The sequence below is a fragment of the Bacillus sp. FJAT-22090 genome (assembly GCF_007676755.1).
In the GTDB taxonomy this organism is placed as follows: domain Bacteria; phylum Bacillota; class Bacilli; order Bacillales_A; family Planococcaceae; genus Psychrobacillus.
Genome location: NZ_VEBK01000015.1, coordinates 65,849 through 77,709, shown reverse-complemented (window position 1 = coordinate 77,709; position 11,861 = coordinate 65,849). Strand labels below are relative to the sequence as shown.

Here is an 11,861-nt window from a genome sequence, read left to right as displayed (position 1 = left end):
TTCCTATCGATTAATAAAAAATCTTTAGGGTAAAGATGGATAGATAAGCTTATGTTTTATAATTGTAAAGGAGGAATTCCAATTAATCATCATCATTCTCTGCCCATAGAGGCAATTGATACGCTTGAAAATATCCAAGGAACATTTCCCGGAGCTCGTCGCGCGCATGCAAAAGGGTTGTTTTATAAGGGAAACTTTACACCTAATGGTAAAGCAATACCCTATACTACCGCCGCTCATTTGCAAAATGAAAATGTCCCTGTAACGGTTCGCTTTTCGAATAGTCCGCCAAACCCGGCATCCGCCGATTTACTTACTCCATTTAAAGGAATGTCCGTACAATTCCATTTAGCTGATGGAACTGCGAGTCATCTAGTTAGCACCACGATTCCTATTTTCATAACAAAAGATCCAGAAACGTTTATAGACATGTTAAAAACGTTAACTGCTGAAAAAACTGGCCTAGAAAAAGTGGATTTAGGAGTAGGAGCCCTTACTATTCTAAAAAAGTATCCGGACAGAAAACATATAGCACACGCATTCAAAGAACAATTTAAACAGCTACCTACCAGTTATGCGCAGCTCCATTATTATCCTATACATGCTTTTTATTTTGTGAACAAAGAAGGAAATCGACAAGCTATTAAATATGAGTGGCAGCCCATTGAGATGGAAGAAACCTCTTCCCAACAATCAGGAGCAAGTATTACTTCTCCAGACTATCTTAGTGAAGAACTTAATAATAGAGTAAAAAAGGGGTCTGTTTCTTTTAATTTAATCATTCGCTTAGGTCTTGAGAATGATAGTACGGACGACCCTACGGACGCTTGGCCAGATGATAGAGAAAAAATTGTCGTCGGTCAACTCACATTAGAGGAGGCTATTTTTCCGAACGAGCCCATACTATTCGACCCAACCATCGTTACAAAGGGCATTGAACTTACGGATGACCCTATTCTTCACTTTCGTCATGATGCATATGCCGTTTCCTATAGCAGACGATCTAAAAATGAATAAACAAAAACAGGTTTAGTTGAGCAGGTTAAATAACAGAATAGCAGGGGTATGAATCGTTGTCCTACTTTTTGTTTCATAAAAACAGGACAATCAATATTCTAGGTAGAATATAAAAAGTATATTCATATTAGGAGTGTTGGTTATGGATCATGTAAAGAATCTTTTATCGGATCAGTTGTTGGCAAATGCGAATGACCCTAGTTGGTACATACCATTTTCAGATTCAATAAAAGGATTGTCCGAGGAACAAGCATTTTGGAAACCAAACGAGGAAAGTAATAGCATCGCTGAAATTGTGCAACATCTACTCTATTGGAATCAAACATGGCAAACAAGATATCAAAAATCTCACGTTCATGCTGTGCCTTCCATAGGAAATAATGATAACAGCTTTATTATTCCCGAAAATCACTCTTTTGCCGACTTAACTAAACAATTACTAGAGGTGCTTTTACATTGGCAAGAGTTATTAACTAAAGAAAAAGTGGAAAGTAAAGTTAATGGTTTTCCTGAACATGTCAAATGGTGGGAAGTTCTCGGAAATGTGGCAACCCATAACGCGTATCACATTGGTCAGATTATTTATATTCGAAAGTTGCAAAACAGCTGGAAAGTAAATGCTGCTGAAGATAAATAATCAACTAGTGAAGTGAGCGTAAACGACAAACTTCCAACACGAATACCCTCGTTCTGATTCTAGAACGAGGGCAAAATATAGCTATTTAATTGAATAATATCATTCATTCACAATTACTAAATCAAATAATTCGGGAGAACGTAAAACAGAGAAATAATAGTCCTCTACTGAGTCCCATCGCAAATGCCATTCTCTATCTTCATTTCCCTCCCTAATATTATGCCTATTACGACGTATATCAGGAGCTACATCCACTAAAATAGTAAGATTAGTCAAATCGGATAACCAATGAGAGCTGTATATTCCATCTAAAATGATTACCTTTGAAGGTTCCAATACCACTACTTCAGTTGATAAACCATTCATAGTTGAAAATGAAAAAGGATGATATGCTGCTTTTTCGCCTGCAAGTAAAGGTAGCAATGCTTCAGCCCGAACCCTTTCCCAGTCAATACATAGCCGACACTTCTTTTCAACTGAGTAAGTATCCCACTCATGATCCGGTATTTCTGCTGCGAAGAAATCATCGCAGTGAATAATTGTTGCATCTACAGATGATGCCACTTCAGATGCTAACGTCGATTTTCCAGAACCACTTCCTCCATCGAAAGACACCACCAAAGGACTATTACGATCCTTTAAGTCTTGGTTAATCGTACGCACGATAGATTGAGCCGATTCCTTTAAGTTGTTAAATAAATGTTCGTTTTTCATGCCAGTACCCTTCCTCCTTTATGCTACTGCTTAAGAGAAGTGTTCTATACTTATTCATTTTTAGTATTAGTTGGTTGACTAATTGTTTCTGTATTCGTTACTTCCAGTACATCGAGCAGGAAAACGAAAATAGGAATCCCCACAATCAATCCCCAGACACCAAAGAAACTTTCTGAAAAAATCAGAATGATAAATGTATAAAAAACAGGTAAATCGGTTTTGGAGGACATCAGTTTCGGGTTTAAAATATATGCTTCAATCCCATGGATCACCATAACGGCTAGTAGGACGTAGAATACTTTCAAAAATCCTCCAATCGTAAAAGCGATTAATGCTAAAGGGATAAGCGATATAATTACTCCCGCAACAGGAATAAGCCCTAAAAAGAAGATCAAAATTGCCAATCCAAATATTTGTGGAAATCCTAAAATGGACAATGCAATTACTGTCAAAATAGTGTTGATAATCGCAATGATGAACTGGGCTTCAATTACTTTTCCAAAAGTACGAGTAAATTTTGAAGCAAAATATTCAACTTCAAAGTAAAAAGGGGCAATCTTGCTATGCTTAAACTTGCTAGTGAATTCTTTTAAACGAGGTTTTTCCAATAAGAAGAACAAGCTCAAAATTAAAGCAATTAATACTTGGACACTTGTTTTACTAATGCCAGTAAAATATTTTAATAGAAAAGAAAATCCATTCTCCAAATAGTCAGTAATTTTATTCTTAGAAATAATCATTTCCACATAGCCAATTAGAACATTTTCATGTGGTTGTGTATAAAAAGCAAGAATTTGCTTGACGAGCTGACTGATTTGAACGGTGATGATTGGCAAGTATTTCACAATACCTAAGGTTAATAGACCAACTATTAATGCATACATAATGACAACGAGGGTTTTCCGGTTTATCCGTATATACTTAACGACGAATTCGATGAGGCGATCCATCAGAAACGTGAAAATAAACGTAAATAAGATTAAATTTATCATGCTCCTCATCATAAAGAGCAGAAAAACAATTAACCCAAAGATTAATACACGTTTTACTCCTTTTCTTTGAAAAAAATCTGTTACAACTTCCATATACCGCAAAACTCCTTATTCCTTTTTCTATGTAAAACTCTATTGGGACGCCTTTTTTTCATTATCACCTTATATGATATAGATAACAAGCTAAAAGCTCTCCACTATTTTATTAAACAGTAAAAAACACCCTGAAACGTTAAACTACCATTTCAGCGTGTTTTTTCTAGCATTCCATTCCTACTTCAAACGCCCCCGGAGGGAATCGAACCCCCATCTCAAGAACCGGAATCTTACGTCATATCCATTAAACTACGGAGGCAAGCGACTTATCTATTATACAAATGAATTTGAAATAATTCAACCCACCATTTCAATGCTTAATATTTGACCATCCTTGACCTTAATGTGTATGATAAAGTTACAGCTGAGGAAGCATTTCTCAGTAAACAACTAATCATTCCACCTTTGAAGGAGGCAAACAGGATGAATTTAATTCCTACAGTAATTGAACAAACAAATCGGGGAGAACGCGCATATGACATTTACTCACGATTATTAAAAGACCGTATTATTATGCTTGGAAGTGGCATTGATGACAACGTAGCTAACTCTATCGTTGCCCAACTATTATTTTTGGAAGCAGAAGATCCAGACAAAGATATTTCCATCTATATTAACAGCCCAGGCGGAAGTATTACAGCTGGTATGGCAATCTACGACACAATGCAGTTCATCAAACCAGATGTTCAAACAATTTGTATCGGAATGGCTGCTTCTATGGGTGCATTCCTTCTTACAGCAGGTACAAAAGGTAAACGTTATGCTCTTCCTAACGCGGAAGTAATGATTCACCAACCACTTGGTGGCGCACAAGGGCAAGCAACGGAAATCGAAATTGCTGCTAAACGTATTTTATTCTTACGCGACAAGCTGAATAATATTATGGCAGAGCGCACTGGACAACCGATTGAAGTCGTTTCTAGAGACACAGACCGCGATAACTTCATGACTGCTGAGCGCGCAAAAGAATATGGTTTAATCGATCATATTATCGAACGCAGCGAAATGAAAAAATCATAATATAAGTTTACCCAAGGAGAGTCCTGCTTTCCTTGGGTATTTTTATGGAGAAAAATTGAACTAAACGAGACACAGCTCCACTTTAACGTGACAAATTAAACAAGCTTCCTTGGCTCATTTGCTCACTCATCCGGCAGGAGTCTTCGGCTAATGCTTTTCCCGTAGGAGTCTCACGCCGCCGTGCTAAATTAGACTATTTATGTAGCAGTTTTTCCATAATCATATCCAAAAAATGGCTTAGCGCAACAGAATCGTCACGGAGAGCAACCAATTCGACGCCGTAAGCAACTAGATTACTCCGGAAAGCAACCAATTCATCCTCGAGAGCAACCAAATTCATAAAATGGAACTAACTTACAATAAATGTTGTATAATCGGCTATTTTTAGTCTGCAGTTTTGATGGATTGAAGCGAACATGACGGTGAAGATTGTGCAAAAAAAATGCGCAACATTTCAGTCGTTACTCGCAACATTATCGATCGGATGCGCAACATTTCCCTACGGACTCGCAACGTTTTGAACCGACAGGATTTTTATGCTTGCTTTTTTAACAATTGGTTGTTTTTTAGGAGCCAATTAATCTCACTTTGCAATTTTCTAATTTGTTATGGTTACTAAATACAAATAATCTATTCCTTTGTAGGATTGGAGCTGCAGACGGCGACTCCAGTGGGATCAAGTGAGTAAGATGAGACTTCACAACGAACGCCAAAGCGGGCGGTGAAGGCTCATCACTCACCCCACGGAAAGCGTCCGTCCTGCAGCGGAAATCCAAGCGGACACTTCCTTAAGACGCACTATCCCTACTGCTAACTATATAATAAAAAGGGCTGTCCCCTAGTCAAAACGACTTATTGGGATAGCCCTCGCTTTTTATTGTTCATTGGATATGAATTTAACTAACGTTTCTACTGCTTCTTCCTCATCTGATCCTTCAGCACTTAAGTTGACGGTAACTCCTCTACTAATAGCCAAACTCATAATGCCCATAATACTTTTTGCATTCACCTTTTTTTCGTCTTTCTCTAAATACACATCCGCAATATAGCGATTAGCCTCTTGTACAAATAACGCCGCTTGTCTTGCTTGTAATCCTGATGGTAATTTCACTTCGACTTGTTGTTCTGTCATTAGTATACGCTCCATTTCACTAAATTGTTTCGCCTCTACGAAGTGCGTCCGCGATTTGATCTATTTTCCGTAAACGATGGTTAATACCTGATTTACTAACGTTTCCAGTAGAAACCATTTCGCCTAATTCTTTTAATGTTACATCTTGATATTCCACACGCAATCGTGCTATTTCTCGTAATTTATCTGGTAATTGATCGAGGCCGATGGAACTTTCGATAAATCGTATATTTTCCACTTGGCGAATAGCTGCGCTAATTGTTTTATTCAAGTTAGCGGTTTCACAGTTAACTAAACGATTTACGCTGTTTCGCATGTCCCGAATAATTCGAACATCCTCAAATTTTAATAAGGCACTATGAGCTCCTGCAATACTTAAGAAATCCGAGATTTTTTCTGCTTCCTTCAAGTATGCAACAAAACCTTTTTTACGTTCAATCGTTTTAGCGTTTAACTCAAATCCATTCATCAAATCGACTAACGCATCGCTATGTGTTTTGTATAATGAATAAATTTCCAAATGATAAGAAGATGTTTCCGGATTATTAACAGAACCTCCAGCTAAAAAAGCACCTCTTAAATAAGCACGTTTACAGCAATTCTTTTTAACCAGTTCTTTCGAAATCGAATATTCAAATTGAAACTGATCTTTCAATATTTGTAGATCCTCTAATAGCTCCTTCGCCCCATCTCGAATACGGCAAATATAAACATTATTTTTTTTCAATCTCATTTTTTTACGAACAAGCAACTCTACTTGATATGGGTATAATGATTTAATAAGTGTATACAGTCTTCTAGCAATTGCTGCATTTTCAGTTTGCACATCTAAACTAAGCATTTTATTGCTAAACGATAAGGATCCATTCATACGGATAAGCGCTGATAATTCGGCTTTTGCGCAACATGGTTTTGACTCTTCTTGCGTCATTTCTTTTTTTGTTTCAGAAGCAAACGACATAATCCGTTTCCCCCTTTCTTGCGAGCGATTACATTACTCTATTATGTATAAAACCTGGATGAAAGTCTAGGCTTGCCAAGGAGAACTTGACGTGTAATCACTTTGCATATTCTACTAGCCATTTTGCAACTTCCATTGCATCATGACGCACTGCCCCATCATGTACAACTGAAATATCTTTTTTAATAACTTCTAAGTTTAATGTCTCTAATTTATCTACATCTATTTTAACAGGAGATGCTTTTTCCTGTTTATATAAGTACTGCACATTTTCAGGAATTTCTTCCTTGCTAATTAATATTGTGTCCAAGAAGTTTTCCCCAACATGATCGATTAAAGCTTTGACATGATCAAATGCAGTATAATTGCTTGTTTCGCCTGCTTGAGTCATTAAGTTACAGATGTACACCTTCTTCGCCTTCGAACGGATAATTGCCTCTTTTATATCCTTCACTAACAAATTAGGTAAAATACTAGTATATAGACTTCCTGGCCCAATTGCGATAATATCAGCTTCCCGAATTGTGTGAAGCGTTTCTGGTAACGGTTTCACATCTGGGGGGGTTATATATACTTTTTCAATTCTCTTTCCAGATGTAGGAATCTTGGATTCTCCACTAATGATCGTCTGATCTTCATACTGCGCATGAAGTGTAACTAGCTGATTGGCTGCTGGCAGAACCTTGCCATGAACCTTTAATACACGGCTCATTTCTCTAATAGCATTGGCAAAATCACCGGTAATGGAAGTCAACGCGGCAAGCATTAAATTTCCCAATGAATGCCCGTTTAACTCCTCCGATTTAGCAAAACGATACTGGAACATTTCTTCCACTAGTGGTTCGACATCCGAAAGTGCAGCCAATACATTTCGAACATCACCAGGTGGTGGAATATCGTAATCATCCCGCAATCGACCAGAACTTCCACCATCATCTGCTACAGTAACAATTGCTGTAATGTCGAGTGGGAATTTCTTCAAACCACGAAGTAATGTAGATAATCCCGTTCCACCACCAATAATAACTATTTTTTTGCGGTGTACTGTAAGACCCATTCCTTCATTCCTTTCTTATCGTTACATCTCTATGTGTAATAACCGTTTTATCCTCTGTTTTTAATAGTTTACCAAAGTATTCTGCTAAAGTAACGGACCGGTGCTGACCACCCGTACATCCGAAAGCAATGACGAGCTGCGTTTTGCCCTCGCGCTTATACTGAGGAATCATGAATAAAAACAAATCGGTTAACTTTTCGATTAATGTTTTCGTATCTGCCCATTTTAATACATAACTAGATACCTCTTCATCCAGCCCTGATTTCAATCGCATTTCCTCGATATAGTAGGGATTTGGAAGAAAGCGTACATCAAACACTAAATCTGCATCAATTGGTATCCCATGTTTAAAGCCAAAGGACATGACGTTTACAGTAAATACTTTACTACCTTTTGCCGAAAATTCTTCTTGTATTTTTTCCCGCAATTCGCGAGGCTTCATTTTGGATGTATTATAAATGAATTGTGCTCTACCCTTTAAGTCGGAAAGCATCTCTCTCTCTTTCTTAATACCATCTAATGGCAAGCCGGAATTAGCCAGGGGGTGAGAGCGTCTAGTTTCTTTATATCTTCTGACTAAGACCTCATCATTCGCATCTAAAAATAATACTTTGGGAGTTACAGATGTTGTTTCTTGAAGCTGATTAACGGACTCAACTAAAGAATGGAACATCTCACCGCCACGTAAATCCATCACTGCCGCAATATTTCGAGGCTGCTTGTTGGAATCAATCATGAGCTTTAAGAATGTACTTAAAAGTTCGGGCGGCAAATTATCAATACAATAATAGCCTAGGTCTTCAAAACTTTGAATGGCTACTGTCTTGCCTGCTCCAGACATTCCTGTAATAATGACCACTTCTGTTTCAGGACTTTGTTGACTATCCATTGTTTGCTTCTCCCTCCGATGATTGCTGTATCGTTTCTTTTATCAATGAAAACTCAGGTGTATATACAAAGGTTCCATATTGCATTCCTTTTTCTTGAACAGCAAATAACAGGTTGGTACGATCGCCTTCAGCCATTGGAAGACTATGTAACGCTTCTACCGGATGCCATTCCAAAATACCTTCTTTTGTTTCATGAAATGGGGTACCTTCCAAGTCATTGGCTATAAACGTGAATAACATCCATTCATCGATTCGTTTTCCATCTTCTTCGATTACCATCGTGTAAATGCCCTTTAAATGCGGTTCAATAGGTACAGCATTTGTTTCCTCGGTAAATTCTCGGACGGCAGATACCAAAATGGATTCCCCTACTTCCATCTTGCCTCCTGGAGCAACATACCAGTTCCTCCTAGGCTTTTTTAATAAAAGAACTTTCCCCTCTTTGCAGACAAGTAAATTTGCGATTCTTTGCATGAATTGTCACTCCACATCTTTCATGTGTTAATAGTTATATTATACATTAATTTTCACAAAAAGAGGCTGCTTCACGATTAAAATCGCGAAACAGCCTGTTCAACTATTTCTTATATAAAAAGGGGGGTCAATTTATATTTTTAACTATACGCTTTCTATGTTTCAAAAAGGTTACAAATCGATTAAGAAATAATTAAATTCAGACCGAATTACATTACGAAGAAATAATATGTTAGGCATTTGCTGTAGATTTATCTTTTAAATTTTCGATATAATGCTGTGCTGCTTGAGCGGCAATACTTCCGTCTCCTGTTGCAGTAACGATTTGACGAAGCATTTTCTCACGCACATCACCAGCTCCAAATATCCCTGGTACAGTTGTTTCCATGTCTTCGTTCGTTACGATATAACCATTATCGTTTAAGATTCCTAAGCTAGCAAATGGCTTCGTTAACGGAAGCATACCAACGTAAACGAAAACTCCATCTGTATCGAATTCTCTTTCCGAACCATCTACTGTAGAAACTAACGTAACACTTCCCACTTTTCCTTCTTTTCCATGAATTTCTTTTAACGTAGTATTCCAAATAAAATCGATTTTTTCGTTTGCAAATGCACGGTTTTGTAAAATCTTTTGCGCACGTAACTCATCACGACGATGAACAATCGTTACTTTATCTGCAAATTTCGTTAAAAATGCGCCTTCTTCAACAGCAGAATCCCCGCCACCGACAACGACAAGGTTTTTCCCTTTAAAGAATGCTCCATCACAAACGGCACAATAACTTACACCGCGTCCACCAAGTTCGGTTTCTCCTGGAATGCCCATTTTTTTATACTCTGCACCTGATGAAATAATAACTGCAAGTGCTCTATATTCTTTTCCACTAACTTTTACAGTTTTATATAGTGGGCCATCAACAATTTCTGACACGTCTCCATATGCATACTCCGCTCCGAACTTTTTCGCATGTTCGAACATTTTTGTCGATAAATCCGGTCCTAAAATAGTTTCGAAACCTGGAAAGTTTTCGACTTCTTCCGTGTTTGCCATTTGGCCGCCCGGAATACCTCGTTCAATCATTAAAGTAGAAAGATTGGCGCGAGAAGTATATACTGCCGCAGTCATCCCCGCAGGACCTGCTCCTATTATTATTACGTCATAAATTTTCTCTTCAGTCATTATAAACTCCTCCTACATTGCTTCTATCCTCAATCTATAGGATTTTTATACCTGCTTCAACTTTTATGCTTACGCGTCGAATAATGGCAGGAATTGCATCAGTTCATTTACATACTTCGTAAGAGTCGAAGTGGTAATACCGTACTCTTGGGCATATTGTTTTTTCGTTACATTTTTCTTTCTAGAAGACTCAAACATATATTCAGTAGCAGCTGCAAGCGCGCGAGGATTTTTAAAACCGTACGCCTTTTCTAAAGCTCGCTCCATTAATACAAACCACATTTGAAATAAAAACGCAGCTGATTGTTCCAAAGGCTTATGTTTTTCATACAGTAAATCTGTCGCAGCAATCGCCCGTAAAAAGGCTTTTTCCGCTACAGACTTTTCTTCAAATGAATGCCCTAAAGAATGAGCCAAAAACAATTTTTCCATCGTCGTCAATTCCTCAACGACTATCCATTTTGGATGCGAAATAATTTCTTGGCGATGCTTAGACTTTCCTAGTAAATAAAAACCTAAAATACGCTCGCTCACATGTTTGTCATGTAGCTTTTCTAATATAAATTCCTTTTGGTTCTCCATTGCTGAATCATTTGTTTCGCTCATATGAGGCAACCAAGGTTCAAAGCCTGCTTTTTCTGGATCCAATTTTAACAGCGACTTCCAAGCATTTCTCGCAATTTCCTCGTATCCAGAAAAGTAGGCAGAATGGGACAGCCAAAAATAAAAGCCTGGGTCTCCTTCAAATCCTTTACGTTGCAAGCTTCTTAACCACTTAAACGCTTGTTCATATTTGCCAATCAGTGCAAATGTAGCACCTAATTTATAGCGATGCTCAATGAAATAAGGATTAATTTTAGACAAAAAGTTAGTGATCTCTTCTAATTCCTCTGTATTCTTCTCGTAATAATAAATAACCGCCAAATTACAAAGGGCATGGATATTCCCTCTATTTTCTCTTAACACTTCATGAAGCAATGCTTTTGCTTGCTCTTCTTCACCGATATAAAAATAAGCAAGGGCCAAGTTATTAAATGCTGCCCAAAAATCAGGGTACTCCACAATAATGTTCTCTAAAAGCTCCACCGCTTCTTGGAATTTTCCTTGCTCCATTAAACGACGCGATTTTTCCTGTAAAAAAAGTGCCTCACTTGAGGGTGAATCTACTTGCAGAGACACAATATCATCCTGCTCTGTAAAATCTACTATTTCCATCGCATCTTCCGTATACTCTCCATGAATATCCATTTCTAAATAGATTTTAGCAAAGCGATTCGCATCCACAAAGTTCCCTAAATGGGCGTTCACTTCTGCTAAAAAGAAAACAATTTCAGGTTCATTCGTATCTATTTCATAGGCCTTTCTTAACAGCTCATGGGCTATATCAAATTTATCTAACTCCATTTGTAAAATGGCATATTGCATGAGTATTAATGGATCATTCGGGCTTAAATCTGCTGCTCTTTTTAAATATTTATGTGCTTTTTCATATTGTTCCTTTTGTAATTCATCTAATGCTTTTTTATAGTAGTATTCGCCCGTAGGCAAAAACGAAATGATGTTTTCCTTTAGAACCTTTTTACTTTTTTTATTCAAAATAATCCTCCGAAAAATAATAAGGAACGCATCACATACACCACTGTGTATTACATCCAGCCTCAATGCCGAATGAAATGATAAACGTCCCT

12 protein-coding genes and 1 tRNA gene are annotated in these 11,861 nt (G+C 37.6%); 3 read left to right on the top strand and 10 right to left on the bottom strand.

The window, feature by feature from the left end:
• The first annotated feature begins 51 nt into the window (after positions 1 to 51).
• Both FS486_RS16690 and FS486_RS16685 read left to right on the top strand, forming a co-directional pair.
• Positions 52 to 1,017 (top strand): catalase family peroxidase, encoded by a 966-nt coding sequence (locus FS486_RS16690; RefSeq protein WP_144513029.1) that lies wholly within the window; start codon positions 52 to 54, stop codon positions 1,015 to 1,017.
• Between the two features lie 142 nt (positions 1,018 to 1,159).
• The gene (locus FS486_RS16685; RefSeq protein ID WP_144513027.1) at positions 1,160 to 1,654 is read left to right on the top strand and encodes a DinB family protein; all 495 of its coding nucleotides are present in this window, start codon (positions 1,160 to 1,162) and stop codon (positions 1,652 to 1,654) included.
• A 99-nt stretch (positions 1,655 to 1,753) separates the two neighbouring features.
• Here FS486_RS16685 and FS486_RS16680 read toward each other — a convergent pair whose 3' ends face one another.
• The 3 genes from FS486_RS16680 to FS486_RS16670 all read right to left on the bottom strand — a co-directional run bounded on the left by FS486_RS16680 (position 1,754) and on the right by FS486_RS16670 (position 3,715).
• A complete protein-coding gene (locus FS486_RS16680; protein ID WP_144513025.1) occupies positions 1,754 to 2,368 on the bottom strand; it encodes a uridine kinase family protein in 615 nt (204 codons plus the stop codon).
• 50 nt (positions 2,369 to 2,418) lie between these two features.
• Entirely contained in the window at positions 2,419 to 3,453 is a 1,035-nt protein-coding gene (locus FS486_RS16675) for an AI-2E family transporter (RefSeq protein WP_144513023.1), read from the bottom strand.
• Between the two features lie 190 nt (positions 3,454 to 3,643).
• Positions 3,644 to 3,715: transfer RNA gene (locus tag FS486_RS16670), tRNA-Arg, on the bottom strand.
• A 164-nt stretch (positions 3,716 to 3,879) separates the two neighbouring features.
• On the opposite strand from FS486_RS16670, the gene clpP reads away from it, so the two are divergent.
• Entirely contained in the window at positions 3,880 to 4,476 is a 597-nt protein-coding gene (gene clpP / locus FS486_RS16665; protein WP_144513021.1) for an ATP-dependent Clp endopeptidase proteolytic subunit ClpP, read from the top strand.
• Positions 4,477 to 5,350: 874 nt separating this feature from the next.
• On the opposite strand, the gene FS486_RS16660 is transcribed toward clpP, so the two are convergent.
• From FS486_RS16660 to FS486_RS16630, 7 genes are all read right to left on the bottom strand, one after another.
• Complete coding sequence (locus FS486_RS16660; protein ID WP_144513019.1) at positions 5,351 to 5,608, bottom strand: HPr family phosphocarrier protein; 258 nt, start codon at positions 5,606 to 5,608, stop codon at positions 5,351 to 5,353.
• 19 nt (positions 5,609 to 5,627) lie between these two features.
• Entirely contained in the window at positions 5,628 to 6,569 is a 942-nt protein-coding gene (whiA, locus tag FS486_RS16655; RefSeq protein ID WP_144513018.1) for a DNA-binding protein WhiA, read from the bottom strand.
• 97 nt (positions 6,570 to 6,666) lie between these two features.
• Positions 6,667 to 7,626, bottom strand: a complete 960-nt coding sequence (locus FS486_RS16650; RefSeq protein WP_144513016.1) for a gluconeogenesis factor YvcK family protein — start codon at positions 7,624 to 7,626, stop codon at positions 6,667 to 6,669.
• Between the two features lie 4 nt (positions 7,627 to 7,630).
• Positions 7,631 to 8,515 carry an RNase adapter RapZ gene (rapZ, locus tag FS486_RS16645; protein WP_144513014.1) on the bottom strand — a complete coding sequence of 295 codons (885 nt, stop codon included), beginning with the start codon at positions 8,513 to 8,515 and terminating at the stop codon, positions 7,631 to 7,633.
• The gene (locus tag FS486_RS16640; RefSeq protein WP_144513012.1) at positions 8,508 to 8,990 is read right to left on the bottom strand and encodes an NUDIX domain-containing protein; all 483 of its coding nucleotides are present in this window, start codon (positions 8,988 to 8,990) and stop codon (positions 8,508 to 8,510) included. Before FS486_RS16640 ends, rapZ begins: the two co-directional genes overlap by 8 nt.
• A 232-nt stretch (positions 8,991 to 9,222) precedes the next feature.
• Positions 9,223 to 10,173 (bottom strand): thioredoxin-disulfide reductase, encoded by a 951-nt coding sequence (gene trxB / locus FS486_RS16635; RefSeq protein ID WP_144513010.1) that lies wholly within the window; start codon positions 10,171 to 10,173, stop codon positions 9,223 to 9,225.
• A gap of 69 nt (positions 10,174 to 10,242) precedes the next feature.
• Positions 10,243 to 11,769, bottom strand: coding sequence for a tetratricopeptide repeat protein (locus tag FS486_RS16630; protein WP_144513008.1), 1,527 nt, complete (start codon positions 11,767 to 11,769; stop codon positions 10,243 to 10,245).
• Positions 11,770 to 11,861 lie beyond the last annotated feature (92 nt).